Source organism: Acaryochloris thomasi RCC1774 (assembly GCF_003231495.1).
Taxonomy (GTDB): Bacteria; Cyanobacteriota; Cyanobacteriia; order Thermosynechococcales; family Thermosynechococcaceae; genus RCC1774.
On record NZ_PQWO01000002.1, the window covers coordinates 417752 to 443932 of the forward strand.

Sequence of the window (26181 nt, forward strand, 5' to 3'; positions counted from 1 at the left end):
TGTTGTTGCTACTATATGTATAGAGAACAGGCTTTTGAATAGGCCCGTTGTCTGTAACTAGGGAGAACCCCTATGGTGACTCAAAATCAAGACGTCAGTATGCAAAGGGCTTATCTCCTTTGCGGTCTGGGCGTATTTGGCCTATGTGGCCTGCATCGTTTCTATTTGGGTAAGCCCGTCAGCGGTGCCGTTTGGCTTCTCACCTTCGGCCTGTTCGGCATGGGGCAATGGGTTGATTTAGCGTTGATTCCGTCGATTACAAGTGAGCGACGGCGGACCCTCGGTCCACGGTCTGAAACAGACTACAGTGGGCTGCTGCAAAAGGTATGGCAGCAGGTCAGCCAGAAGAAAGTCGACCCTATGCAGGCATTGCTGAATGTTGCGATCGCAAACAACAACGAACTCTCCCTCGGCAGGGCTATCTTGGAAACGGGTCTGACCGCTGATGAAGCTGAAGCACTGTTGCTAGAAGCAGCCCGTCGTGGTCTCGCCCACGTGGGAAACGATCCTGATTCCGGCGCGGTCCGCTACTATTTTGACCTCTAAATAATCCATCCTGAGTCAGAGTCGATTGGTGGTACAGTTGCTGCTGATCCCTACCCTAGGCTGACTCTTGCGTAAGTGGCGACTCTCTGTGATTAGTGTATGCCTGCTTGCATTCCTGACCGGCTGCGGCCTGCTGACCGGGGCTTTGAGTCCTCGCATTGATCATCTCGCGTTGGGGAACCCCAGCAATGCGACACCAACAGGTCTGACGCCCAATAATTATTTGATGACTAAGCCGCAGTTTGCGCTCTCCTATAACCGGAAGCGAGGCATTCCTAACTGGGTGAGTTGGCAACTCGATTCAGGCTGGTTAGGAGATGTGGAGCGCCAAAATGATTTTCGCCCCGATTCGGCGCTGCCAGAACAGTGGGAACGGGTAACGCCAACGGATTACCGCCGCAGTGGTTACGATCGCGGTCACTTGGCGCCATCGGGAGATCGCACTAATACTCAGGTCAATAACTCTGCGACGTTTTTAATGACCAATATTATCCCGCAGGCGGCGGATATCAATCGGGGGCCGTGGGTTGATTTGGAGCAGTATTGTCGCTATCTCGTAGATCGAGGCAAGGAGCTTTACATTGTGGCCGGTGGGTATGGAAAAAGGGATGCCATTGCAACCGGCAAAATCATCCCCCCCAATCGCGTCTGGAAAGTTGTGGTTGTTCTCGATGCTCCGGGGCAGGGGCCTGAGGGCATCAGCCCTCAGACCCGAGTGATCGCCGTGGATATGCCCAATCAAAATGGTGACTCTGACGCGCCCTGGACTGCCTTCACCGTCTCTGTTGACAGCTTAGAGCACCAAACTGGCTATGACTTCCTGCGCAAGGTTCCTAAGTCAGTGCAAGACAGCATCGAAGTTCGAGTTGACCGAGGCAAGCAAAAGATTCGGCGGTAGCGACGTGAGATATCAGGCTGGTGAATAGAAGTTGCGCCTATCAGAGCAAGGTCTGTTTGCACAGACGAAATACCAAGACTTGCGACAATCTGCATCGACAGATTTAACGTTGGATTAAACTCCGCTACTGATTCGGTACTGAAGAGGGTAAATATCCCGTGAGCCATAGGGCACCATCCTCTAAATAAGCGAGGTAACTGTCTTCGGTGGGGAACCACACAGAAGGCTTCCAGCTTGCCGGATCGGCCTCCTGCTGGGGGCGAATGATGCGTCTGTTGCTGATCTTCTCCAAGCCCGCTTGAGCTAGTAAATCTACCCATTGAGTGGCTGAAAGGCTAGTAATCTCAAATCCTAAACCCTCTGGCCACGATGACGTTCCGCTAGAGTCTTGATAATAATCAATGACCAAATCAAAGCGCCCACCTGTCTTTAAAACCCTGGCGACTTCTTTAAGAGCCGCCAACGGTTCAGGGCAATAGTAAATGGCCTCCATCGTGGTCACATTGTCGAAACTCGCCGCAGGCCACGGCAGATGTGCAAAATTGCCAACCTGTAGCTCTGCCTCCGGCGCAGTGTTTTGAGCGGTCTCAACCATTTTGGGAGAGGCATCAATGCCGCAGGTCCGAGAGAACCCTGAAGCTGCTGCCTGCGCCAAAAACGACCCAGTCCCGCAGCCCAAATCCAAGAGAGCCGACTTGTTCGTTTCTCCCGCTAGCTCTGCTAACAAAGCCGTCATCAGAGGCTGATGTCCGGTAGCCATCCGCTGAGCACGGTCAGTACTCGCCCACTGATCAAAAAGGCTGCTGACCTGGGCCGTGGGCAATGATGAAGTTTTTTGACTCGATTCCATAAGAATTAATGCCGAAGTGTAAGTTGCTGAAGTTGCCTAGCAGAGCACCAGTCTGAGATACATGACGGATTTGGGGGGACCCTGATACCTTGCATACAGTTCATGCCGATCTATAACTTAACTAGAGAATTAACAGTGCTCAAAGAAAAACATGATTAGTCTGCGAGACTATACCAGCACCGATGTCGAACGGCTGCTAGAGCTAGCCAATAATAAACGAGTGTCACAATATTTGGTTGACACCTTTCCTTATCCCCGTGCTGACGCAGCCTGGTGGATCAATATCGGCTGTAGAGAGAAAAGCACCATTACGAAAGTAATTGAATATAAGGGCGAGTTTGTGGGCAGCATTGGCCTGACGTCGCAGACTGGCTGGCGACAGCATCTGGCTGAAATGGGTTACTGGCTTGGTGAAGCTTACTGGGGTCAGGGAATTGCCACGGCGGCGCTGCAAGAAATGACAGATACTGCATTTACACTCGGCTACCGAAAGCTCTATGCGCCAGTCTTGGCAACCAATACCGCATCAATGCGTGTGTTAGAGAAGTGTTCTTATCGGCTGGAAGGCATTCTCAAAAGTGAAGTCTTGAAAAATGATCAATACTTTGACATCCATCACTATGCGAGATGCTGCTCAGGGCTAATAGGCTGCGTTTCTGAGACTGGTCCTTAGGATGTCTGTCTGAGTAAGATGTAATCGGTGATACGATTCTTGGCGATGACCGTTGGCACGGCTCATCAATTATGTTGGCGGTCAACCGCGACTTCTCTCAATCCGTACGATGACGTCAAAGATAACGCTCTTATGATTCAGCAACCTGTACAGCGCCTTGCTATTGTTCTTGGAGCCTTGCTGGTGGGTGCCTGTGCACCAAGTTCGGATGTGTCTGATGGTGGCTCCTCCGGGCGAGGGTTTCCGGTCAAGATGCTGTTGGGGAGTGCGTTGGGTGAATTCTGTGATCAGGCGGCGACCCAGTTCAATCAGACGCAGCCAAAGTTGAGCAACGGTGAAGCGTTCCATTTAGCTTGTGAAGCTCAGGGAAGCGGTGATGTCGTTAATACACTTGTGACTCAGGCTGCTCAATTTCAGTCAGGAGCTTTGCCTGCAGAAGCCCCTGAGTTCCCGACGCTGGTATCGGTTGACGGTGAGATTTACCACAGTCAGCTTATTTATCAGATAGAGCAGCTTTTCCCAGGGCAAAACTATATCCCTGCGATTACTGACGCGCCACTATTGGCTTCAAGTCCGATGGTGTTTATGACCTCTGAAGATCTGGCCCCTGGCTTGCAGAAAACGGACGACTTGTTTAAGGCGCTCGTGACGGCGACCACCCATCGAGATTTAGACGCGGCCAGTTCACCGCAGACCATTAACTATGTCCATACGGCTCCGACGCGCTCGAATTCTGGCCTGCAGACATTGGTGTCTCAGTTTGCCTCCGTTTCAGGAAAGGCGCCTCAAGATTTATCGGCGGCTGATGTGACGGCGAATCAAGCCCAAATTCAGAAGATTCAGCAGAAGATTACGCGCTATGGGGTTTCTACTAGCTCTTTATCTGAGGCGATGGTGCAAAATGGTTTGTTTTGGGCTTCGATTGGCTCAGTCTATGAATCGTCAGTCATTGCGGCCAATAGCAATCAGCAAGCGAATCAGTCTAAGTACGTTGCGGTTTATCCTAAGGCGACCTTTACTTCGAGCATGCGCGGGATTTTGCCGACGGCTCCCTGGGTCAGTGCGGAAGAGAAAGAAGCAGCGACGCAGGTACTTGAGTATTTGCAGTCAACTGAGGCTCAAAAGCTGGCGACAAATTTAGGACTGCGGCCTGGAACGCCGGGAGTTCCGCTCGGACCTAAATTTACGGCTCAATACGGTGTCAATCCGCAGGCGAAGTATGATTCACTTCGACCCCCGCAGCCGCAGGTGGTGGAGGCGATGCTCAAGGTTTGGGCAACCGAGGCGAAGAAGTCTTCATTAGTCGTGGTCGTGATTGATTCTTCAGGGTCTATGTCTGGCAATAAGCTGCCTGCTGTGCAAAGTACGCTGCAGACTTATCTCAAGAGCTTAGGGCCGAAGGACAGGATTGCTTTGATTGATTTTGATAGTCAGATTCAGGCTCCGGTGCTGGTGGATGGAACACCAGAGGGACGCGATCGCGGCATTGAGTTTATCAGCGGCTTGCAGGCTGATGGCGGCACTCGTCTTTACGACGCCACTTTAACGGCCCGGGACTGGCTGCAGCAGAATCTACGGCCAGATGCCATCAACGCCATTTTGGTCTTAACGGATGGCGCTGATTCTGGGTCTTCAACTTCCCTTAGCCAGCTAGAGCAGGAGTTAGGCAAGAGCGGATTTGCCAGCGATCAGCGAATCGCGCTGTTTACGATTGGCTATGGCCGGGAAGGGGAATTCAATGCCGATATCTTAGAAAAAATTGCTAGTCTCAACGGTGGATACTATAAGAAGGGTGATCCGGCGACGATTCAGCGCCTGATGGCTGATCTGCAACTGGAGTTTTAGGGAGATGGCGTCTATCAAACTGGCGAACCCACTGCACTATCCGCTGGCCGCTTTAGCGGGTGGCCTGGTCCTAATCGTCGGCGTACGGTTTTTGCGGTTACCGAATGTGGTGATTTTGCCGGTGGCGGCTGTGACCACGGTGGGGGGAGCGGCCTTGTTGAAAGGATCGCGGCCTGACCCGATCTCAACGAAGAATTCCGTACTCGATCGAGAGCTGCAGGCGATTCAGCAGCAGGCTTTGAAGCTGAGGCAGCAGGCGGAGAATCTGCGAATAGAGGCGGCGGGGGTCTTGACGGCATCTCATCAGGTGGAGCTGTTAGGGGCGGTGGAATATGCTTGCGATCGCACCACCGAACTCCCGCAGAAAATCAACGATCTGTCCCAGCGACTCTCGGGGAGCAACTCGCTCCTGTCTGTGCAAGATCTCCAGCAGCAGCTTGCCAAAGTAGAGCACAAGCAGGCCAACAGCTCTGGGGCCGCACAACAGCAGTGGAACCGCCTTTCGCAGAGCCTCGACCGCAATATTCAGCTGGCTCAGCAGGGAGAAGATGCGCGTCAGGCCCAGGTGATTAGCCTCTCGACGCTGATTTTAGATGCGGCGGGGGTACTGCAGCAGCTTCAGAACAAGTTACGGACGGCGAACCTCGAGAGCAATACCGAGGCGATGAAGTTGCGATCGCTCAGCGAAGAATTCACCCGCTATCAAGAAAATGTCGATCTTTTATTGTCCTAACCTATGGCTGCGCCGCAAAATCCATTGACCCGAACCTTTGCCTCTGTGGCTATTTTGCTAGCCTCTTTAGGTATCGCTTACATTCCTATTCCGGGGCTGCAGCAGACGATTGTGGTGGTTAGCGGTACTGAGCTGCAGGAGCCGTTGCAGAAGCTGCAAGAACGCTTTCAGCAAGCCAATCCTTCGATTCAGATTGATCTCAAGTTTCAGGGATCTCAAGATCTGGTTAATAACTATGTTGATGACAAAAATGACTTTAAGCCCACGGTCCTGATTCCTGCTAATGGTGAGCTGCTGGCAGAGCTGGAGTCTCGCTGGCAGTCGCAGCAGGGGGGGACAGCGTTCCAGGATAAGCCCCAGCCGATTGCTAAAACTCGATTAGTTGCGATCGCATGGCCCCAACGCGGTAAAGCTCTGTTCCCTAACGGCACCTTTCAGTGGTCGCGTCTAGAGGTTGCTCTGCAGAAACGCAACTGGTCTGAGATTGGCGGTTCGCAGGACTGGGGTAGCTTTGACTTCATCACCACTGACCCAACCCGCTCCAATAGTGGGCAGCTAACGCTCAGTCTCTGGGCACAGGACAAAGTTGGCACTTCAAACCTCAATCCCGCTAACCTGTCTAGCCCGACGGTACAAACCCTGGTGAATGAGATTAAGCGCTCGGTTTATCAGCCGCCCAGATCGACAGACGTGCTGCTGCGGGAGTTTATTACCCGTGGTCCCAACGATGCTGATATCGCCACCGTTTATGAAAGCATTGCCCTCTATCGCTGGAGTCAGTCTAAGACTTCGCGGGGCGAAGCCTACCAAATCTACTATCTCAACCCCACGATTGAGACCGTCGCTACTGCAGCGATTGTGCGGCGAGAGGTAGGCGATGGTGAAAAGAAAGCTGCTCGAACTTGGCTCAAGTTTTTGGCTGAGCCAGATCAGCAGGCTGTCTTTGTTGAGTATGGTTTTCGGCCTACAACGCCAGGTGTCAAGATCGAGGCGATTCCGAATAACCCTTGGCAGCAAGACATTCCAGGAGCCAAAGTGGATTTCAACGGGCAGGTTACGCCGCCGCCCGATCGACCCACTGTGACAGAGTTGATTCGACTGTGGCAGCGCGGCAGCTAAAAAGTTTCCTCTCTCCTGATACCGAACACGCGATATCTGCATACCTGGTGGCGTATCTGGACACTGCTGAATGGCACGGTTGGTTGCTTAGGATTTTGCCGCCAGACGTTATCACTGATCTCTAACGAGCCTGGAATATCCCTCAAGCGATTGTCATAAATATATTTTGAGTTGTTTCAGCATCATAAATAGGGTTTTTAGCAACTAACTGCTTTTATGAATTCCTTAAAATATAGACAGACAGCAGAGTAAGAGAGTTCTGAATAAGTTGAGCTCTCTTTGAAGGAGAAGCGTGATGCAAGAGCATGTATTGCCAACCCAGCCATCAATGTCGCGGCGGCAGCTTCTAAATTTTCTGGCCGGGACAACCGTGGCGGCGGCAGCGGGTGCAATCCTGTATCCAGCCGCAAAGTTTTTCGTACCGCAGGCAGAGGAAGATGCTGATGGGAGCAGGGTTGCCAAAGATATATTGGGTAACCCCATCCCTGTCAGCCAGTTGCTTGCTGAGCCGCCCGGAACCCGTGCCCTTGTTGCAGGCTTGGCCGGAGAACCCACCTACCTCACGGTGTTGGATAATGACCAACTTGATGATCGGGGTATTGTCGATAACTGTACCCATCTGGGCTGCACCTTTCCTTGGAACGGGATAGACCAACAGTTTCAATGTCCGTGTCATGGCTCTCGATTTGCGGCTGACGGTTCTGTTGAGCGGGGGCCTGCCGATCGTCCGCTCAAGCTGGTCCATATTCAAGTTGAGGATGAGCACATCAAAATCGTTCCCTGGACCGAAGCTGATCCTCGGACAGGGCGGCGTCCCTGGTGGGTTGCGTGAATTAACTAAAGAGACTTGATTGATTCGTCCTTAATAAAGGACTGAATGCTGAAGTGCAATAGACATTTACGTGCAATGTTGCGATCTCCACATTCCTGGCGGAATGTCTAGGTGTCGTTTAAAGGCACGGCTGAAGGCCGCTAGGTTCTCATAGCCGACCTCTGAGGCAATCTCGCTGATATTTTTTTCAGTGCTATTTAGAAGGCGACTGGCGACGTGAATTCTCCACTTTGAGACATAGCTCATCGGGCTTTCGCCGAGCGTATCTTTGAAGCGAGCCGCGAATCGAGAAGGAGACAGCGCTACCTGTTGAGCGAGCGTATCCACTGACCAATCTCCGCCGGGTTGAGCGTGAATGAGGGCCAAGGCACGGCTAATGATTGGATCTCGAACACCCTTTAGCCAACTGGGTTCTTGGGGCTGCAGTCTAGCCATATAAGATCGGACAGCCCCTGCACAGAGTAGTTCTAACAGTCGCTCAACCATAAAGTTGCTTCCGGGTGCGCGTTGCTCCAGTTCTTGAACAATTAAGTTGGCGACGCCCGATAAATTCTGGAAGGTCTCGGCTTGGGAGATGGGGGCGTGGAGAACGGATGGAAGGGACGCAAACAGAGGGTTGAGATGGGTATCATGCAGGTAAAATACGCCACACAAGCAGACGAGAGAGCCTCGGGTACCTGTTGAGCAACGAAATGGAATCGGTTCGCCCAATAAAATGTTCTCTACCGGCAGCCTGGGTGGATTGACGCCCTGGGAAATTTGGTGGGCAGTGCCGCTAAAGCAAATCACCATTTCTCCGGCTTCAACCACCAGTGGAGACTGCTCGTGAGATGCATCTGCCGAGACTAGCTCAAGGTGCCCTCGCTCAACTAGATGAAAAGCGACGGCTCGTGTGCCCCTTTCAACATTCAGCAGCTGTCCCAGCTCGCCAGCATCTGGGAGCGTGATTGCCCAAGGCGCGGTGTACGACTCGTGGAGCAGTAGGCTGCCACAAATGTGGAGGGAGTCTAGAACATCGCTTAAAATATCGAGCTCGGAATTCATTGCAGTTGTTTCGGCAAAATAAACAGTCTTTTTAATGATTTATTCTCTTGCCTGCCTCCATTAAACTGCGTGGGTGGTGCAAAGGTGTCGGTGTACTGTCTAATCTTTTGAGGAGAATCGCAACATGACAACTGAAATCTTTTGGCTAACCCTGACCGTGACGATGACGGCTCTCTTTTGGATGCCCTACGTTGTCAACCGGATGCTAGAGATGGGGGTGATGGGTGTTGTGGGTAATCCTGCATCTGATACGGTCCCGAAGGCGGCATGGGCGGAGCGCATGACCCATGCCCATGCTAATGCAGTCGAAAATCTTGTGGTTTTCGCACCATTGGTTTTGGGGGTTGCGATCGCAAACCTTTCCACGCCCACCACCATTGCTGCCTGCCAGCTTTACTTCTTTGCGCGGGCCGCTCACTACGTTATCTATACTCTAGGCATTCCCTTCCTACGCACGGTTGCATTTGCTGCCGGATTTGTAGCTCAGATAACCCTTGCTGTAAACATACTCGGAGCTGCCTAGCAATGAGAATGAAGACCTTGTCCCACGAGATTGATCTCCGCACCCGTTCAGAATCTTTTTAAGGTATGGCTTGGGCAGAGATCTTTTTGTCGGCGGTTGGCTGGCTGATCCTTCTCTGCTGGCTTGCCTGCTTCAAGTTAACGGAGGCTGTGGCTAGTTTGGGTGGCTGTCTTGAAGGTGCGCTTGAAACGTCTGAGAATGTCCTATAGAAACCATTTTAGATCTCTACGCATTAGCTGCAAGCCTCTTGAGCATTAGCCTAATGAAGCAAAGGTTGAGCTGCTCGGTTGCGTGAGGCAAGGTTCTTTCAAAGTTCTTCACCAAGCTCTTACATCTTTCCATCCAAGCATTAGAGCGTTCAATGACCCACCGAGTCGCCGCCGGGACAAATCCAGTTTTCCCTTGAGCAGCTTTCTGTGCTTTAGACGGCTTGGGCGATAGCTCAAACCTGATTTTGCGCATGATTTGGGGATACACTTTCTCTAGCGCGTCGGTTAACGTCTGCAGATGATGGCCGTTGTCTAGCAAGAGCGTTATTTTAGGAATGTTCACTGGCTTAGCGCGAAAATAATCGATGTTTTCAATCAACATCTCCAGCAAGCCAGCATCATCTGAGAGGTTTGCAGCCGTGCAGTGGGTAAAGAAGGGTATCAACCACTAGATGCCGCTTTATCCCATCGGTGGCCTTGTAGAAACAGAAGCCTTTGGAATCAATAGAGGCATTGCAGGTGTTTTTGACCGCTCGGGAGTCAGCCATCATCAATGTCGTCCATTTAGGCTTTTTTTACCTGTACTCGGACCTGCTCATGGAGCAACGTCGTCAACTTTTCAATGGCGCCTGCCTGACGCCACTGATTGTAATGCCAGAATACCGTTGAATAAGGCGGCAAGTCTTTGGGTAAGTCTTGCCAATTACAACCATTCTTGAGTCGATAGAGCACCCCATCAATGAGGTCACGATAGGTCCAACTGAGCGGACGAGTCGTTTGCTTAAGAGGCAGAACTTCTGGCAACAGCGGTTCTAGGATTTCCCATTCTGCATCGGTCAGACTGCTCAAATAGGCCATGATACTTGCCGGAGACGACATCCATCATTCCTGCGGATATATCGAAAGATCTCAAATGGATTCTATATCCTCTGGCTTCAAACCCGGATCACCAAAAGAGGACAAGATCCCGAAAATGTGAGTCCAACTAAGCTCAAATGTTTTGTTGAACTTGCCTGCAGATGTGAAACAAAACAACTCAGGTACATTTAGTGCTGGATCAGAATGACCGCAGCTTGTTTTGCACGCACAGCTGGATCTGAATTCCCTTGCATCACTGTCTCTACAACTGCGCCTTTAAGTAGAATCATCAACTGAGAGGTGAGAATATCAGGCTCAGGAAGCTGGGCATCTCTTACCAAAGTCGACAGAAAATCAGCAACCGCTTGCATGTGGTCAAGGCAAACCTGATAGGCGGGATGCCCAGAGTCAAAAAGTTCAATAGAGGTGTTGATAAAAGCGCAACCGTGAAAATCTGGCTGCTCGAACCATTCTTTGTAAACATCGAAGACGGCCAGGATGCGATCGCAAGGTTCTGTCGCCAATTCCTCCACCCTTGTATGCAGCCAGGCTAGCCAATTTTCAGTCCGCTCTTCCAGATAGGTGGCAATCAGCACATCCTTCGATTTGAAGTGCTTGTAAAGCGACATTTTGGCAACACCGGATTCGGCAATAATGCGATCAATACCAACGCCACGAACACCCTCCTGATAAAACAGCTCAGAGGCGGTTGACAGGATGCGATCGCGAACAGATGGCCGCGCAGATTTTGTAGTTGCCATGGGCTCTTTTGATAGACAGACTTGTCTGTATCCTAGCATGGCCCCCACTAAAAACGTCTGCTATCTACAGGCGCGCAGCGGAATGAGAACCATAAACCAATAGAGATTTCCGCAAAATATTGACAGTAGACAGACTTGTCTGTATGTTTTAACTATACAAACCTGTCTGTCTAATCAATTGCATGGAGATATCGCAATGATCAAGAAGAACAGATTACGACTTCTGATCAGCTTTGGTGCAGGCTTTATATCGGTCTTGCTTTTGCATCAGGGTGTACTGGCCCTGCTGAACAGAGTGGAGTTTATCCCGGTATCACCCTACTCATTGAAGTCAACCCAACCTCTGGGCATTCCACAGGTCTTTTCATCCGCTTTTTGGGGAGGTCTATGGGGAATTGCGCTGAGCCTATTTGGCTCCCGAATTAAGGGCAATACTCGTTATTGGGTCACTACTTTACTGTTTGGGGCATTCGCACCCACCGCCGTTTTTCTATTTGTTGTCCTGCCTCTCAAAGGTCTACCCATTGCGGGGGGATGGCAGCCTAACCTGATCGCCACTGGTTTGATGGTCAATGGTGCTTGGGGATTGGGTGTTGCCTCGGTTATCCGGTGGCTTTCTAGAGAAGGCGGCAGGGACAAAGAGGCGAGAAGCGTGTAAGTCGGCAACTGCTCTAGTGACCTGCATTATTCGTTATCAATTGCCGCTCAGTGGAGATATACCCAAATGTCCAACCCCAAAGTCATTATCTTTGACGTTAATGAAACACTTTTAGATCTGAAACCTTTGCGGACCTCAGTCGGTGCCGTTCTAAAGGGTCGGGAAGATCTGCTTCCTTTGTGGTTCTCAACCATGCTGCACTATTCGCTGGTAGAGACCCTAGTAGGCGACTATCACGACTTTGGAGAGATCGGGACTGCGGCCCTCATCATGGTTGCCAAACAACAGGGTTTCGATCTCGAACACTCGACAGCACGGCAGGCAATTGTCGGCTCAATTACAAACTTGCCGCCCCATCCAGACGTTAAGGAAGGACTTGCAGCCCTCTCTCAATCTGGGTTTCGCCTCATCAGCCTCACGAATTCCTCGAATAAAGGGGTGGCGACCCAATTTCAGAACGCAGGGCTAACCGACTATTTCGAACGACGGTTCAGCGTGGAAGATGTCCGCACCTACAAGCCCGATCCTCGTCCATACCGTTGGGCTTTGAAAGAGATCGGTGTGCAGCCAGAAGAAGCCCTAATGGTTGCAGCTCATGCCTGGGATCTCGCCGGTGCAAAAGCGGTAGGGCTGCAAACGGCCTTTATTCAAAGACCGGGGACAACGCTGTACCCAAACACAACGCCTCCTGACTCCGTTGTCGCTGACTTAAACCAACTCGTACAACAACTCATTTCACAGCAATAGCTCACAGACGTGGCAACTCAATGCCTATTGCGCTGATGAGCGCTTTACGGCTCCAAGTCTATTTCGATATCGAGCAACGCTCTCTCAATTCTCAACCACCTGTATATTTCTAAAGGATTTACAACCATGTCTAAAGTAAACACAGTGCGTTACGGCACAGAAAAAGTTGACGGTCTAGATATTTTTTATCGCGAGGCCGGAGATCCTTCCAAAAAAGCTGTTGTATTGCTGCACGGCTTTCCTCACTCTTCGCATATGTACCGGGATGTCTTGGCCGCGTTGGGAGATGAATATTATCTAATTGCCCCTGACTATCCAGGCTTTGGCGATAGTAGTTTCCCTAGCGTGCAGGAGTACACCTACACCTTCGACAATTTCGCTGAAACCATCGATAAATTTCTGATTCAGCGGGGTTTGAACAGCTACGTGCTGATGATTCAAGATTACGGCGCACCCGTTGGCTATCGAATTGCCACCAAGCACCCTGAAAAAGTGAAGGGCTTCGTGGTCATGAACGGCAATGCCTACGAAGAAGGACTCTCTCCTGAAGGCTGGGGACCGATTTTTCAGTACTGGAAAGGCAAAACGCCAGAACTAGAAGCAGGAATCGCAGGACAGGTCTTTAGCCCTGACGGTTTGAAGTGGCAGTATACGCACGGCACCCGTAATCCCGACGGCATTTCACCCGATAGCTGGAATCTCGATATCACTAAATTCGCCCGCGAAGGACAGCACCAGATGCAGTTGGAGCTGTTTTACGACTACCAAAACAACGTTAAGCTCTATCCTGCTTGGCAACAATATCTACGTGATCAACAGCCGCCGATGCTGCTGGTTTGGGGCAAAAATGATGCCTTTTTCCCGGAACCTGGTGCTGAGGCGTACAAGCGCGATGTCCAAAATATCGATTACAACATCTTGGATACAGGCCATTTCGCTCTGGAAGAGGAAGGTGAGTTCATCATCACAAAAATGCGTTCTTTCCTAAGCGATCGCGTTCACTAAGCATGCATTTTTTCGCGGCGTTGGAATCACCCACTCTAACTGCCGCGAACTCACCCACATCAGCTATGAGACATGGACGATGCTAAACCCTAATCTGGAAGAAATTGAACTCAGTCGAGGAGAATACGAGCACTTCTCTCGCCATATCATCCTGCCGGAGGTGGGCCTCAACGGCCAAAAGCGCCTCAAAGCAGCTAGCGTTTGCTGCATTGGCACTGGCGGTCTCGGCTCTCCCCTGCTGCTATACCTAGCAGCGGCTGGTATCGGTCGAATTGGGATCGTCGATTTTGATGTCGTCGATCGCTCTAACCTACAGCGCCAGATTATTCACGGTACTGCTTGGGTGGGGAAGCCCAAAATCGCATCGGCCAAGGCCCGCATTCACGAGATCAACCCCTTCTGCCAAGTTGATCTTTACGAGGCGCGACTCTCGTCGGACAATGTCCTCGATATTCTTGCACCCTACGATGTCGTGATCGATGGTACCGATAACTTCCCCACGCGCTACCTGACTAATGATGCCTGTGTCTTGCTGAATAAACCCAACGTTTACGGATCAATCTTCCGCTTTGAAGGCCAAGCGACGGTCTTCAACTATGAAGGGGGACCGAACTACCGCGATTTGTATCCTGAGCCCCCGCCTCCAGGGATGGTGCCTTCCTGTGCTGAGGGCGGTGTCTTGGGTGTTCTCTGCGGAATGATCGGTTCGATTCAGGCCACCGAGACCATCAAAATTATTCTAGGTCTGTCGAATACTCTCAGTGGTCGCCTGCTGCTCTACGATTCTCTAAAGATGAAGTTTCGGGAGCTGACTCTGCGGCCTAACCCCATCCGTCCAGTGATCGAGGAATTAGTAGACTACGAGCAGTTTTGTGGTATCCCGCAGGCTCGTGCTCAGGAGGAACAGCAGCGTCAGCAACTAGCTGAAATGGATGTACAGGAACTCAAGTTACTTCTCGACTCGGACATCAATGATTACGTGCTCATTGATGTCCGAGATCCCAATGAGTTCGAGATTGCTAAAATTCCGGGTGCAACGCTAATCCCCTTGTCGGAGATTGAAGAAGGTCTTGGGATCGAAAAGGTGACATCTCTTGCCAACGGCCATCGCATCATTGCTCATTGCAAACTGGGTGGACGCTCGGCCAAAGCCCTCAGCATTCTCAAAGGAGTGGGTATTGATGGAGTCAATGTAAAGGGTGGCATTCTAGCCTGGAGTCAAGAAGTGGACTCTTCCGTTCCTCAGTACTAGATGGCTTAGCTCGTCAGCGGCAGCACTCAACTTGTCGCAGTTTCAATGATCAACATCCAGATTTTAAGGAGGAAACAGCCATTGATTAGGAACATCTATCGATACCCTGTCAAAGGTCTTTCTGGCGAAGAATTGGCAACTGTCACTTTGCTGGAGGGGCGGGGGATGCCGCTGGATCGACGGTTTGCGATCGCACGCAGTCCAGACGTATTTGACCCAGATCATCCAGTCGCGAAACCAAAAGGGCAATTTTTGATGTTGATGCGTGATGAAGGGTTGGCGCTTTTAAATACGCGCTTTGATGATGCTAGCGGTCGCCTTTCTATTGAGCAAGATGGCATTGAGAAACTCAACGTATCTCTTGATGACGCCAATGATCGCAGCCGGCTTGCTCAATTTTTGAAGATACATCTCAGGGTCGACAAGATTGAACCCGTAGTTGTCTCTGCCACAGACCACAAATTTACAGACATCAGCGTCGTCTCCCCTCAGAAGATGAATGCCGTTTCACTGATCAATCTCTCCTCGGTAAAGGCTCTGGGCGCCGCGATCGGTCAAGACATTGATCACCGTCGATTTCGAGCCAACTTCTACTTTGACGGCGTTGAACCCTGGTCCGAGTTTGACTGGATGGATAAGGACATCACTCTCGGTGGGACTCGCTTGCGGGTGACCATGCGTACGAAGCGATGTCCGGCAACCCAGGTTAATCCTGAAACCGCTCAACGCGATATCGATGTTCCCAGAGAACTGAAACATCACTTCGGCCATTCAGACATAGGCGTATACGCAGAAGTTATTGAAGGGGGAGAGGTATCAGTAGGTGCACCGCTGAGCTTCTGATATCCCACAACTTGTTGGGGTTGATTCAAGACGGGCGAACAAACGAGAAAAACGTCCGTAACTACTCCACAGAAAGACTTGTAGAAATTTTTGTTATTTACTCTAGCTGACTTGTACACTTTCCCACAATAAGGACAAAACCTATATTTAAGGGATGTTATAGCCCTCATTGCAACCACAGCAATGGGATCTCAACTCCATGGCATAAGCAAAGCAGCACTTAGAGCGGGCATTCATCTATCGCGGACCAGGAGTTAGGGTACCCAGCAGGTGGGACAGAACTTCAACGCAGCAGTTGCCTCTACTGAATGCCCTTGCAATCCTTGGGCAACTGAACTTTTCAAGCGGATGTGTAGTGGACAAAAAACGCGTAGGAAAACTGCCATTGTTGCGGTTGCGAGAAAATTACTGGTGCGCTGCTGGGCCATGCTACGGCACAATCAACCTTGGAACCCAGAGCTTGTACAACCACTGTCTGTTTGAAAGAGAGAGTTTCAACATACCTGACTCAAATCGTTAGCTGAGAAATATTGTTCAATTGGATTTCCTGAATGTGAGCTTGTGGCTATGCCTAATCTCGCAGAGAAGATTGCTACCTTGAGTGAGCTACGTTCCATCTTGTGAATACTCTTGAGACTCTGCATTACAGGCTTTCCAGAACTCAGAAGATTCGGAAGCATTGATACCTCGGATAGTCGGCTAGAAACCAATCTGATCATTTATCCAAGCAAGCGCAATACACCGCTTCGTCCTGTTTTAAGAGGAATGGGAAGTCTGGCCTGTCAAGCATTACGGAAAGTCAGGAAGAAAAACGCTCAAACTATATTGATACATTTACGGCTTCATAGCCGGAATGACCCCTCTGGGGGGTGATCAACTCATGTTTGCTGATTATGTTCTGTTTGGAATCCTCAAGTGGCTAGATATCGTGAGTGCTTACAAGCCTATCGATGATGCCAGTTCGGTGGGTCAGTGGTTTGATCGCTTAGAGGGTCTATATGGCGAACATGCGGCGAGGGTTCCCACTGTCCGTACCAGAATCAGTTGACAGCACTCAGACAGCCACTGACAATAAATTTGTCTCCATTGCCCGTCATCACCATGTCTCCCACTTGGATTAATCAGCCTGACCGCAGCGACCCCAGATATCGTCGCTATGGCGATCGCATCAATTTCGCCTTCAACATTATTATGTTCCTCTTTATCATGTCTGGGGTTTGGTTCTTTAAGCTGCTTAAGCATGCAGATTGGGGCTGGACTGCAAACCTAACGTGGGGCTGGCTAGCGACGATTGTGCTGCAGGGGGTTTATGTGTTTGCGATCGCAAACTACGACGGCTTTGAAAACTCTCCGCCAATTCAGAGCTCCTCAAAGAAGAAAGAATAGCTGCAGCTTTCCTGATTTCACGATTTGGAACTCTAGGTATAACTGTATTGTGTCGAATCTGACGCTAAGGCTGAGCGGGTGCGTCGCAAGTTTTGGGTGGCTGTCCCCAAATTCAGCGGGTATCCTAGATTGAGGGGATGTTGATATCCTCTGCGGTGTATTGTGTTCACGGTTAAGCCCATGACGTCTCAAGAGATCGAAGATTTAGCTGCCGAAATTGGTGAAAACGTCTATATCGACGTTGCGAAATGGCACCTTTTTTTGGCGGAAGCGCATCTGCATACGGTTTTAGCAGAACAGTTTGCACCCATGCTCCAGGACGGGACCGTGACCGCAACACAGGTTTCTCAAGTCCTGGCAAATATCTCTGTGCCTGTCGGGGGTGGGCAACAGGAGCTACCGCTGCAGTCGCTGGTGCCTAAAGCCTGCCAGTCTTCACTGGTTGATCTGCTGGAAGACTTCCAACGCCGTCTATAAATCTATCTCTGCTGCCCGCTAGCCCCACGCCCAACTCCAGTGAGTGACCAACCTAAATTTTTGCGCCGCGTTCAGAACGGCAAAGTGGTCTATGTGCCACAACCGTCAGCATCCGGTGCTCTCAATCCGCGTGCCAACTCTCCCGTACGTCGGCCTGTTCGCCGCCCTCGTCAACCGCTTACCTTAACCTTTGGACCTTGGCTGGCAACGGGATTACTGTTGAGTGTGGGGACCGCCTTGGCAGCCATCATTTGGCTGAGCTGGCTGGCACTGTCAAATCCTGATGCCGCCTTCTGGCTCAGTCGGTTTTTGCCCGCTAGTGAGGCTACAGACACACCGCAAACCGAGCAGCCCCGCACGCTAGAGCAAATTCAGCGGCACCTCAATACCGCCGATCGGCTACCCGGAACCCCGATTATTTTGACCGCCGACTTCAGTCTGCGTTCTCCGCTCAAGGCCGCTAATGATTTTCTGATTCCGATCTCTAGCCAGTCCTGTAAAGGAATCCCTTGTCCAAAATTAGCTGAGCTGCGCGTTTATCGCTCCCTAAAGCTTCCCTATCCCCTGCGGCTGTTTCAGGGCGAGCGCTACTACCATCTTTTAGATCGGGTCACGGTTGAAGGGCCTACAGAAGCAGAGCTCATTAAGCTCGTGCAGCACTCTGATCTGGTCTCGCGTTCGTATTCTCTGCCGTTGACGAACCTGCAGCAGTACACATCGGCACCTCAGTCTGGGGTGTGGCTGCGACTCTCGGGCCTCAAGACTTCAGGCAGCTCCACCTCAGCTTACGGACAGGTTTTTTACTTTCACCCTGAGAAAGGCTACTTGGGCCTGATGCTGAACTGGGCGAGTCCTAAGGGAGCCTTCCCGGTGTGGCAGCAGGTGATTGAGGGGGGAGAACCTGAGCTACTGATTGATCAATCCGTTGGACTGGAACCCCAGTTTGCCGTCTATCAAGTTCAGGCGGCACCCACAGGAACGCTGCAGCTTCGTCCGATTCAGCTTAGTCAGCCTGCCTTTAAGCATCCGGTTTATACGCAAAGTCTTGCTCTTGCGCGGCAAGGTCTCTGGAAGCCCGCGCTCAATTTGCTGTTGACAGTGAAGAAGGCCCAGCCCCAGAAGTGGTCTCCACAGGCGCAGGCACAGCTAACGTTAATAGAGCGTCACGCTCAGGTGACCGAGGCCCGAGCGCGGGAGTCTTCCGCGAGTCCGATGCAGAGAATTTTAGCCTATACCGTCAATGGTTCTTGGCAGGCGGCACTGGCGGTTTTTGAAGATCAGAAAACGCGGCCCGAAGACGTACGCGCCATGCTGAGGTCTGATGCTGGGCGACTCAAAGGACGGGTCAATGCGACGTTGGCCGTGCAGCCTCGCCAGAAAGATGCTATTGCCTGGGGGGCGATGCTGACTCATGTTCAGCGAGGCCCCAGTGCTGCGATTGGCTGGACTCGGCAAAAGGCTCCAGGCGATCAGGCTTTGCTGAAGAAAGTCCAGACTTTGTTAGAGCGATTAGAAACGCGATCGATTCCTCAAACCCCTTCTCCCTTTGATGCGGCTAAACGAAAGCCCAAGCCTCAGCTTTCTGCACCTGCTCCCCCTCAAGCGGAGCGTTCACCGCTGCCTAAAGCCACGCCCGAACTGGAAACGGTTCCCGAGACACCGCAGCCGAGTACCTCTCCTAGTTCTAATGTTGGGGAGCTTGAGGAGCCGCTAAATCGCGTTGAGGGCAATACTCCTGTGCCTGTCTCAGAACCATCTGAAAACCCAAGGAACCCAGAGGAGTCGGTCGCGCTTTAGGGTTAAGAGGATGTTTGAGAATTCCAATATAGCTCTCCCCAGCCCCCCAATTCTGGAGGGAGAACGCCTACCTTTCCTTCGGAGGAGAGATAGAAAGTGTAAAAGTTCCCAAGCAACTGTTCAATGTCTGGTCTGAACTACTTTTCTATGCCGCTTGATAGATAAAGTCGAGCTAAGAGCTGGTCTTACATCTGGTCGTACATCTGGTCCACAAACCGGCCTATTTCTCTGTCAAAAAGGGCTATGCTAAGTCTTTAAGAAAGCGAAGGGAAGCACCTATGGAGGCACTCGTCGGCAGGGATCTCTTGAGTTTGGCGGACTTGAGTGCGACTGAGCTACAGGGCGTGTTAACCCTGGCGACCCAGATGAAGCAGGGGACTGTGACGCCGGTCTCGAAAAAGGTTTTGGGGCTTTTGTTTACGAAGGCTTCGACCCGTACGAGGGTGAGTTTCTCTGTTGCCATGTATCAGCTTGGGGGGCAGGTGATTGACCTCAATCCCAGCGTGACGCAGGTGGGACGCGGGGAGCCGCTAGAAGATACGGCGCGAGTCCTAGATCGATATTTGGATGCGATCGCAATTCGGACCTATGAGCAGCAAGACCTAGAAACCTTTGCCCATAACGCTCAGATGCCGGTGATCAACGCTCTCACGGATCTTGCCCACCCCTGCCAGGTGCTGGCTGACTTGCAGACCATTCAAGAGAACTTTGAGCAGCTCTCAGGTCTGACCCTCACGTACTTTGGTGACGGCAACAACATGGCCCATTCGCTGTTGCTGGGCTGTGCGCTCACGGGAGTTAATATTCAGATTGCTGCGCCACCGGACTATCAACCGCTTGCCAACGTTGTACAAAAAGCTCGGCAGATTGCTTGTGATCGCAGTGAAATCACTATCACCACAGACGCTAAGGCTGCTGCGGAAGGGGCACATATTTTATACACCGATGTATGGGCCAGCATGGGTCAAGAGGATTCTGCTGAGAGCCGTATCCCTCTGTTTGAGCCGTATCAGGTGAATTCAGAGCTTTTGGGTTTGGCGGATAGAGATGCGATCGTGCTGCACTGTTTACCTGCACATCGGGGTGAAGAGATTACCCATGAGGTGATGGAAGGATCTCAGTCCCGCATTTGGGATCAGGCTGAGAATCGACTTCATGCTCAGAAGGCTTTATTGGCCTGCTTACTTGGCGCGAGTTGAAGGTGTGGCTTGCTTCCAGTTGTCTCAGCTTGGTTTTTCAATTAAAGCGAATTCTTCGTCAACATCACCTGGCTGAATGACCGTAATTTCTTGGAATCGCTTGAAGTCATTCACGTTATAGGTCAGCACGTAAGTTGAGTCTTGGACCAGCATGGCAGCAACAAGCCTAGCATCGTGAACATTTTTGCCTTTGACCTCGTAGCGAGAGACCAGATCAAGCCACTGATCATAATTCTGGGGCTGATCATGCTGTAGCGTAAAGATCTCTCTCAACTGCTTAATTTTGCTAGCCGTCCAACCACAGGACATGCCTAAACCATTTTTATCACTGGGTCTGGTTGCGACGTTCCAGAATTCCGCAAAAATCTGCGGCACGACAAACAGCTCACAATCGTTTTTGATCAGATTTTCTGTTGCTTGAAAGGCTTGAGCTGATTGTGGATGATTTTTTTGTTCTATGCGTAGCAGAATGTTGGTGTCAACGAGAATCATCAGCCCTGCTCGGCATAGATGCTTTCCCGGCTCATGGCTTCATCAGATAGTGGCGGCACGTCAGATAAAGGATCAGAGGCAAAGGTGCGAAGTGCTTTCAGCTTTTTAGCCTTTAGAGCGTCTGAGATACTCTGCTCATGTTCGGAGACATCATCCAATAAGATCACACGCAACCTGTGCCCCTCCAGATCAGGAGCGTGAGTCAGAATTTCTTCCCAGGTGCCTTCAATTTGGTCAAATGTCATTTCAACTCACTTCAAAGTCTTTCTAAAGTCTATCAATTGTGCATCTCTGTCAGAATATACCCGAGTGCAACGCGAATTTTCATTACGGCTATCTCTGACAAGCTTCTGAGTGCCTGGATAGGTCCCAACTCCATCTCTAAGATGTGTCAGGTGAATTTAGCAGTTTTGGCGTTGGTGAATAGAGATGAGATCGTACTGCACTGTTTGCCTGCTCATCGGGGTGAAGAGATTACCCATGAAGTGATGGAGGGGGCGCAGTCTCGCATTTGGGATCAGGCCGAGAATCGGCTTCATGCTCAGAAAGCTTTGTTGGCTGGCTTGCTCGGAGCGAGTTGAGAGTGATTACACTAAGTTTTTATTCTGTCGCGTGGAAACTTAGTGAAATATGATTTAGGTCGTGAGTAGAAGAGAACCATAAATCAACTGCAGTGCTGAAGTGGCGGGTGTTTTAGATTTTTGATGATTCCATTAACTTTTAGAGAAAAGTTAATGGAACTCCAAATATATTGTCCTGTAGTTGGTTGGGCATAACACTATGCACATTATTATCGACTTGGTTCTGTCGCATTAGGCCACAATGAGGAAAATACAACGAGTGAAAGATAATCCAACGATAAGGGTTGTTATGCAACAGACTGCCATATAATCATTCGTTAGTTGGGGATAAATTCATTAATTGATCCAAATGGATTCAATAATCAAACTCATTGAAGCATTAGCAACTTCGGCATGGCCTGCCATTGTATTTTACATAGTTTTCTCTTACCGTCGTCAGGTCGCGGCCCTAATTGAATCTGCAAAAGATCGGGGATTCACAATCGAGGTCGGTGGACAAAAGCTTTCAATGAAAGAAGTTAACCAGCAACAGCAAAATTTCATTGACGACCTGCAAAAACAACTGAATGAATTACGCAAAACAGTAGATGGATTAGGGATAAATCCTGAAATTGAAGCTATAGAACCAAAAGTTATTTCATTAGAATCAGTAGAGACTGCAGGCTTAGCACAATCGAATGCAATTTTGTGGGTTGATGACAATCCAAAAAATAATAGCTACTTCATCGAGCTACTTCAAAGTAGAGGTTATCGAGTAGATTTAGCTTTAAGCACCTCGGATGGTCTGGCAAAGCTTAGCAAGAATAACTACCGGTTAATTCTATCTGACATGGGACGCACTGAAAGTGGTCAATATATTGAGAATGCGGGTGTCAATTTACTTGAAGAAGTCAGGCAAAAAAATATAACTAATCCTTATCTCTTTTATTGCTCCACTCAAAAGGCAAAGAAGTATAAAAAACGAGTTAATGAGTTAGGTGGAGATGCCATCACTTCATCACCCACAGACCTTCGAGCAATTCTTGATGAGCTAGCTCCTGATAGCACTCGCTAATTTTATTTCAACGGAGCAGGGTGTTAATCAATGGTTATGACACAGCAGGAATCTTCATCTGTTGAATACAAACATTAGACTTATACCCAATTCACAAATATTGCTACTTTTTCTCACGCTGATAATTTTCACCGTTCAAAGCTACGAAATACATTAACTTTTTACAATAAGTTAGTGTAATTTTCTCGCTATTCACCTTCTCTAGCTAATTAGTCCCTTGCATCACCAATGTTGTCAGATATGACGACTAAATACCCATCTGGGTCACGGAACCAGATCTCATGCTGGCGAGCATTTTGATTGACGTGTGGTTCTGCAACTATCTCTGGATCAAGCTTTCGCACTTTAGAGACACTTTCCTCAAAATTATCAGTGCGAAACCACAAAATTACCCCATTCCCAACCGGTATTTCAGAAGCACACATCCCAGGATGCTCCAGTGCATTCCGACAATGAAGCTGCAACAGCAATTTCCCCTCATGAGTCAACATCTCATACTCATCTCCACCATGAGCGCTCTCGCATCCTAAAAGGGTCTGATAAAAAAGACTGCTAGCTTCAACGTCCCTGACAGAAATTAATGGTTCTACCTTCACTGACCTAAGCTTTCTGCTCCTCAAGGTAGGTAAAGACGCTTTTATCTCCAATATCAGGAGGAATAGGCTGCACCACTTTCCGCAGGGCAAAAATCAGGAACAGGACAGCCCATGCTCCCAAGAGCGATCGCTCTGCTGCGATGGGTAACAACTGAAGCCAGTGCCCTAGTAGTAATACAGGCGCAATAAAGGTCAAAAACTTAGTCTCTAGGCGATTAAAGCAGAACGCCTCCTTAAAAAACAAACCCGTGAGCGCCACAAAAATCCAGCCCACCGCCATCAGATTGACGGGATGATTGTAAATAGCTGCTGCCAAAGGTTCAGCACTCCGAACACAGAGCCACAGAGCTGCGCCGGTCCCAATCGCCCAAAAGACCTGCAGCGTTCGATGCAGAGAAACCATGTAGATATGAATAGTGGCAAGGCTAACGCCCATCGCGGCGCAAAAGCCTAAAAAGAGTGCCGTAAGACTGTTGAGAACTGAAGCTTGCGGTCCCCATCGCAAAATGAGGATTGCACCCACCGCAAAGGCAAGAGCTGCGACCAACAATGCACCGCGATAGACGACCACGCCGATGCGATCGTGTTTAGTCACTTCAAATTCACCGAAGTGACCCTGGTAAACTTCACCCGTTTCTTCAAGGGCTTGCAAAAACATGCTCCGATTCCTCGCGTTACCCGTCTTGAACTTCTCCATTGTACTGAGCAATCAGGAGACGAAATTAGTTTGTAATTAACATAAGGATGCGATCTCCAACCTGACTTTGCAGCTGAGCCTGGGCATTGCCACCATTAACCGCAACCTCTAGCCAGCCGTGGCTACCCACTAAACTAACCGCCTGTCCCGGCAAGACACTGCCATAGGTTGTGCCCTCTGGGACAAGATGTTCCCCGATCTTAACTGTCCAGTCTGAAGGAATCGCAGCAGCAGGAATATTGGTGATCAGATTGCCGAAATAATCGATGGCTTGGATCGTTCCCATCACCCACTGTTCAGATTGCTGTGGCGGAATATGGTTGAGCTGCACAAGCTGCTGTGGATCAAGGGCCGCTCCCATCGCCACCAGCGGAAACCCTGTCGCGAGATGGGCTGCCACAGGCGCAAAAATATCGCGTCCGTGAAAAGTTGCGCTAGGGTTGCCGGTCCGCCAATATTGAGGCTGGTTCAGCTCCACCGCCGTTACCGTATGGGCTGTCTGCAGTGCACTACTAAAAACACCATTATCCGGCCCAACGAAAAAACCTGCATCGGTCTGGAAAGCAATGGCGCGCCGCGAGCTGCCTACGCCCGGATCCACCACCACCACATGCACCGTATTGGCAGAGAAATAGGGATAGGCATTTCCGAGCTGAAAACTAGCAAGGGCAATGTTCTGGGGCGGAATAGCATGATTGAGGTCAATCACCGACAGCTCTGGATTGACCTGAGCAATGACGCCTTTCATGACGCCGACATAAACATCCGTGAGGCCAAAGTCAGTCGTTAATGTGATTAGGGGGCTGCTCATGGAGGGTGCGCCTAGTCGATATTTACCTCAGTTACGGGGCACAATGAATCTATGATTAATGAAAAGTTCAGCGAGGCTCTTGCTTGGGCAGCCACTCTGCACCACAGCCAACGCCGTAAAATTAATGACACACCCTATCTGGCCCACCTTATTAGTGTAGCGGCTCTGGTGCTCGAAAATAACGGTACTGAAGAGCAGGCTATCGCTGCACTACTGCATGATGCAGTCGAAGATCAGGGCGTCACTGTCACCGAAATTGAGCAGCGGTTTGGGGCAACCGTGGCGGCTTACGTTGCGGCGGTCACTGAAACTGAGCTGACAACGGAACCTCAGCCCCCTTGGCAAGAGCGCAAGCTGCGCTATCTCACGCAGCTCAGAGCCGCGCCCGCTGAAGCGGTTTTTATCTCTCTGGCTGACAAGCTGCATAATGCGCGGTCTCTAGAGGCCGGTCTCCATAGTCACGGAGAAAGTCTCTGGGAGGACTACTTTAAGTCTCGCCGTCAAGAAACCCGCTGGTTCTATGAGCAGTTGGTAATTGAGTATCGTGCCAAGGGTTTTACCGATCACTGGTTGCTAGAGGAATTGTTGCGATCGCTAGCCAATATCTTCCCAGAACGGCAGCTTCATCTTCAGGCTAGCTAAAAGGTTTGATCTCTACAGAGGAAGAGGATTCCGCTGCTGATTAGGGCGCGGAAGGAGTCAAAGGAACCTCAACATCTTCGTGCTGGGCTGATTGGCTAGTCTGGGCAAGGGCAAGGCCGGTCAAGACTACTACAAAGCATAGCCAAGTGCTGATTTTGAGATGCTCCAAAAAAATGAACCAGGCTAGGACTGCGCTGATAATAGGTTCCAAGAGCAGGAACAATGAGACAAAACTAGAAGATAGCTGATCCATGCAGGCGGCAATCAGTCGCTGACCCAGCCCTTCACTAATCAGGCCCAAACCCAGTACCGCCAAGATAGCGACGCGGGTAGTGGGAAATAATTGACCTTCTGTCCACCAGACAAGCGGTAGCAAGAGAGTGCTGCCAATAGCGCAGCGCCACAGCAAGATGGTTGTGGCTGAAAAGCGCTGTCTGAGCTGTTCAACTAATAAGAAGTAAATGCCTAAGAATACGGCTGATAGTAGAGCGTATAGGTCGCCCGCTAGGAAGCCATTTGCACTTTTGAGATCCGCAAGACCCAAAAAAATTGCTCCCGAGAGTGCGATCGCCATCCCGGCTAAAAAACGTGTGTCGAAGCGCTTCCCAAAACAAAGCCAAGCGCCCAAACTGGTAAAAATTGGCGTTAGGTTACTCAGCAACATACACTTTGCCACGCTGGTGTATTCCAGTGATAAAGCCCACAGCCCCAGCGAAATGACAGAAACAAACCCCACGCTGACAAGCAAGCACCATTGTTGCCAGGTGATGGGTGCTTCGGGTTCGAGCTTTTTGGGGCTGGCCTGTACTTGAGCGATATATCGACCGGTCCCAAACACCGCTGCAAAAATCAAGAGGCGATTCAGAACGGTTCCGTTGGCTCCTAATTCCGTCTCACTGAGACGAATAAAGATAGGTGCAAAGGAGACGGATAAGAGTGCGATGCAGAGCGTTGCCAGGGTCAGTAGTTGGGCGGAATTCTGTCCCTGAATGGAACGCTGCCAGTATGACCGTACAAAGTTGACCATCGCAAACGCCTCCTCACAAGCGAATT

Annotated in this window: 30 protein-coding genes and 3 pseudogenes; 22 read left to right on the forward strand and 11 right to left on the reverse strand. The window is 50.4% G+C overall.

Annotated elements, in window-relative coordinates; all coding sequences use genetic code 11:
- Window positions 1-72 precede the first annotated feature (72 nt).
- Both C1752_RS04955 and C1752_RS04960 read left to right on the forward strand, forming a co-directional pair.
- Entirely contained in the window at window positions 73-546 is a 474-nt protein-coding gene (locus tag C1752_RS04955) for a TM2 domain-containing protein (protein ID WP_110984926.1), read from the forward strand.
- An 88-nt stretch (window positions 547-634) separates the two neighbouring features.
- Window positions 635-1444 carry a DNA/RNA non-specific endonuclease gene (locus C1752_RS04960; protein ID WP_233501345.1) on the forward strand — a complete coding sequence of 270 codons (810 nt, stop codon included), beginning with the start codon at window positions 635-637 and terminating at the stop codon, window positions 1442-1444.
- Window positions 1445-1568: 124 nt separating this feature from the next.
- Here C1752_RS04960 and C1752_RS04965 read toward each other — a convergent pair whose 3' ends face one another.
- Complete coding sequence (locus tag C1752_RS04965) at window positions 1569-2294, reverse strand: class I SAM-dependent methyltransferase (RefSeq protein ID WP_110984928.1); 726 nt, start codon at window positions 2292-2294, stop codon at window positions 1569-1571.
- Window positions 2295-2445: 151 nt separating this feature from the next.
- Between C1752_RS04965 and C1752_RS04970 the strand changes: the two genes are divergently transcribed.
- The 5 genes from C1752_RS04970 to petC all read left to right on the forward strand — a co-directional run bounded on the left by C1752_RS04970 (window position 2446) and on the right by petC (window position 7496).
- The gene (locus tag C1752_RS04970; protein ID WP_110984929.1) at window positions 2446-2967 is read left to right on the forward strand and encodes a GNAT family N-acetyltransferase; all 522 of its coding nucleotides are present in this window, start codon (window positions 2446-2448) and stop codon (window positions 2965-2967) included.
- A gap of 132 nt (window positions 2968-3099) precedes the next feature.
- Window positions 3100-4812, forward strand: a complete 1713-nt coding sequence (locus C1752_RS04975) for an extracellular solute-binding protein (RefSeq protein WP_110985080.1) — start codon at window positions 3100-3102, stop codon at window positions 4810-4812.
- Window positions 4813-4816: 4 nt separating this feature from the next.
- Window positions 4817-5545 (forward strand): hypothetical protein, encoded by a 729-nt coding sequence (locus tag C1752_RS04980; RefSeq protein ID WP_233501346.1) that lies wholly within the window; start codon window positions 4817-4819, stop codon window positions 5543-5545.
- Window positions 5546-5548: 3 nt separating this feature from the next.
- Window positions 5549-6664, forward strand: a complete 1116-nt coding sequence (locus C1752_RS04985) for a substrate-binding domain-containing protein (RefSeq protein WP_110984930.1) — start codon at window positions 5549-5551, stop codon at window positions 6662-6664.
- Window positions 6665-6959: 295 nt separating this feature from the next.
- On the forward strand, window positions 6960-7496 hold the full coding sequence (gene petC / locus C1752_RS04990; protein ID WP_110984931.1) for a cytochrome b6-f complex iron-sulfur subunit: 537 nt from the start codon (window positions 6960-6962) through the stop codon (window positions 7494-7496).
- Window positions 7497-7562: 66 nt separating this feature from the next.
- Here the strand turns inward: petC and C1752_RS04995 are convergent, their stop codons facing one another.
- Window positions 7563-8540: an AraC family transcriptional regulator gene (locus tag C1752_RS04995; protein WP_110984932.1), complete on the reverse strand. Its 978-nt coding sequence runs from the start codon at window positions 8538-8540 to the stop codon at window positions 7563-7565.
- 124 nt (window positions 8541-8664) lie between these two features.
- Here C1752_RS04995 and C1752_RS05000 point away from each other — a divergent pair, with 124 nt between their 5' ends.
- The gene (locus C1752_RS05000; protein WP_110984933.1) at window positions 8665-9063 is read left to right on the forward strand and encodes an MAPEG family protein; all 399 of its coding nucleotides are present in this window, start codon (window positions 8665-8667) and stop codon (window positions 9061-9063) included.
- Between the two features lie 225 nt (window positions 9064-9288).
- On the opposite strand, the pseudogene C1752_RS05005 reads toward C1752_RS05000, so the two are convergent.
- The 3 genes and pseudogenes from C1752_RS05005 to C1752_RS05015 form a co-directional block, all read right to left on the reverse strand.
- Window positions 9289-9820 (reverse strand): annotated as a pseudogene (locus C1752_RS05005) (transposase family protein).
- Between the two features lie 16 nt (window positions 9821-9836).
- Entirely contained in the window at window positions 9837-10151 is a 315-nt protein-coding gene (locus tag C1752_RS05010; RefSeq protein ID WP_199464284.1) for a transposase, read from the reverse strand.
- Between the two features lie 167 nt (window positions 10152-10318).
- Entirely contained in the window at window positions 10319-10891 is a 573-nt protein-coding gene (locus C1752_RS05015) for a TetR/AcrR family transcriptional regulator (RefSeq protein WP_110984935.1), read from the reverse strand.
- A 196-nt stretch (window positions 10892-11087) separates the two neighbouring features.
- Here C1752_RS05015 and C1752_RS05020 point away from each other — a divergent pair, with 196 nt between their 5' ends.
- The 11 genes and pseudogenes from C1752_RS05020 to argF all read left to right on the forward strand — a co-directional run bounded on the left by C1752_RS05020 (window position 11088) and on the right by argF (window position 20255).
- Window positions 11088-11549 (forward strand): hypothetical protein, encoded by a 462-nt coding sequence (locus tag C1752_RS05020; RefSeq protein ID WP_110984936.1) that lies wholly within the window; start codon window positions 11088-11090, stop codon window positions 11547-11549.
- Window positions 11550-11615: 66 nt separating this feature from the next.
- On the forward strand, window positions 11616-12296 hold the full coding sequence (locus C1752_RS05025) for a haloacid dehalogenase type II (protein ID WP_110984937.1): 681 nt from the start codon (window positions 11616-11618) through the stop codon (window positions 12294-12296).
- A 126-nt stretch (window positions 12297-12422) separates the two neighbouring features.
- Complete coding sequence (locus C1752_RS05030; protein ID WP_110984938.1) at window positions 12423-13301, forward strand: alpha/beta fold hydrolase; 879 nt, start codon at window positions 12423-12425, stop codon at window positions 13299-13301.
- A gap of 79 nt (window positions 13302-13380) precedes the next feature.
- On the forward strand, window positions 13381-14553 hold the full coding sequence (moeB, locus tag C1752_RS05035) for a molybdopterin-synthase adenylyltransferase MoeB (protein WP_110984939.1): 1173 nt from the start codon (window positions 13381-13383) through the stop codon (window positions 14551-14553).
- A gap of 81 nt (window positions 14554-14634) precedes the next feature.
- On the forward strand, window positions 14635-15396 hold the full coding sequence (locus tag C1752_RS05040; protein WP_158535015.1) for an MOSC domain-containing protein: 762 nt from the start codon (window positions 14635-14637) through the stop codon (window positions 15394-15396).
- 351 nt (window positions 15397-15747) lie between these two features.
- Window positions 15748-15879, forward strand: a pseudogene (locus C1752_RS30605) (IS110 family RNA-guided transposase); the annotation flags it as partial.
- A gap of 397 nt (window positions 15880-16276) precedes the next feature.
- The gene (locus C1752_RS28315; protein WP_233501350.1) at window positions 16277-16444 is read left to right on the forward strand and encodes a glutathione S-transferase family protein; all 168 of its coding nucleotides are present in this window, start codon (window positions 16277-16279) and stop codon (window positions 16442-16444) included.
- A gap of 53 nt (window positions 16445-16497) precedes the next feature.
- On the forward strand, window positions 16498-16782 hold the full coding sequence (locus C1752_RS05055) for a hypothetical protein (protein WP_110985082.1): 285 nt from the start codon (window positions 16498-16500) through the stop codon (window positions 16780-16782).
- Window positions 16783-16962: 180 nt separating this feature from the next.
- A complete protein-coding gene (locus C1752_RS05060; protein WP_110985083.1) occupies window positions 16963-17259 on the forward strand; it encodes a DUF3181 family protein in 297 nt (98 codons plus the stop codon).
- A gap of 39 nt (window positions 17260-17298) precedes the next feature.
- Entirely contained in the window at window positions 17299-19056 is a 1758-nt protein-coding gene (locus tag C1752_RS05065) for a hypothetical protein (protein WP_146242272.1), read from the forward strand.
- A gap of 278 nt (window positions 19057-19334) precedes the next feature.
- Window positions 19335-20255: an ornithine carbamoyltransferase gene (gene argF, locus C1752_RS05070; protein WP_110984943.1), complete on the forward strand. Its 921-nt coding sequence runs from the start codon at window positions 19335-19337 to the stop codon at window positions 20253-20255.
- A gap of 24 nt (window positions 20256-20279) precedes the next feature.
- On the opposite strand, the gene C1752_RS05075 is transcribed toward argF, so the two are convergent.
- Together C1752_RS05075 and C1752_RS05080 are read right to left on the reverse strand one after the other, a co-directional pair.
- A complete protein-coding gene (locus C1752_RS05075; protein WP_110984944.1) occupies window positions 20280-20747 on the reverse strand; it encodes a type II toxin-antitoxin system VapC family toxin in 468 nt (155 codons plus the stop codon).
- Window positions 20747-20992: a hypothetical protein gene (locus tag C1752_RS05080; protein ID WP_110984945.1), complete on the reverse strand. Its 246-nt coding sequence runs from the start codon at window positions 20990-20992 to the stop codon at window positions 20747-20749. The genes C1752_RS05075 and C1752_RS05080 overlap by 1 nt, the downstream gene beginning before the upstream one ends.
- Before the next feature lie 147 nt (window positions 20993-21139).
- On the opposite strand from C1752_RS05080, the pseudogene C1752_RS05085 reads away from it, so the two are divergent.
- A pseudogene (locus C1752_RS05085) lies at window positions 21140-21328 on the forward strand (ornithine carbamoyltransferase); the annotation flags it as partial.
- 349 nt (window positions 21329-21677) lie between these two features.
- Window positions 21678-22382, forward strand: a complete 705-nt coding sequence (locus C1752_RS05090) for a response regulator (protein ID WP_110984946.1) — start codon at window positions 21678-21680, stop codon at window positions 22380-22382.
- Window positions 22383-22591: 209 nt separating this feature from the next.
- On the opposite strand, the gene C1752_RS05095 is transcribed toward C1752_RS05090, so the two are convergent.
- The 3 genes from C1752_RS05095 to C1752_RS05105 form a co-directional block, all read right to left on the reverse strand.
- Window positions 22592-22978 carry a VOC family protein gene (locus C1752_RS05095; protein WP_110984947.1) on the reverse strand — a complete coding sequence of 129 codons (387 nt, stop codon included), beginning with the start codon at window positions 22976-22978 and terminating at the stop codon, window positions 22592-22594.
- 4 nt (window positions 22979-22982) lie between these two features.
- Window positions 22983-23636: a DUF2301 domain-containing membrane protein gene (locus C1752_RS05100; RefSeq protein WP_110984948.1), complete on the reverse strand. Its 654-nt coding sequence runs from the start codon at window positions 23634-23636 to the stop codon at window positions 22983-22985.
- Between the two features lie 64 nt (window positions 23637-23700).
- On the reverse strand, window positions 23701-24486 hold the full coding sequence (locus tag C1752_RS05105; RefSeq protein ID WP_110984949.1) for an SAM hydrolase/SAM-dependent halogenase family protein: 786 nt from the start codon (window positions 24484-24486) through the stop codon (window positions 23701-23703).
- A 51-nt stretch (window positions 24487-24537) separates the two neighbouring features.
- Here C1752_RS05105 and C1752_RS05110 point away from each other — a divergent pair, with 51 nt between their 5' ends.
- Window positions 24538-25128 (forward strand): HD domain-containing protein, encoded by a 591-nt coding sequence (locus C1752_RS05110; RefSeq protein WP_110984950.1) that lies wholly within the window; start codon window positions 24538-24540, stop codon window positions 25126-25128.
- 40 nt (window positions 25129-25168) lie between these two features.
- On the opposite strand, the gene C1752_RS05115 is transcribed toward C1752_RS05110, so the two are convergent.
- The gene (locus C1752_RS05115) at window positions 25169-26155 is read right to left on the reverse strand and encodes a DMT family transporter (protein ID WP_110984951.1); all 987 of its coding nucleotides are present in this window, start codon (window positions 26153-26155) and stop codon (window positions 25169-25171) included.
- Window positions 26156-26181 lie beyond the last annotated feature (26 nt).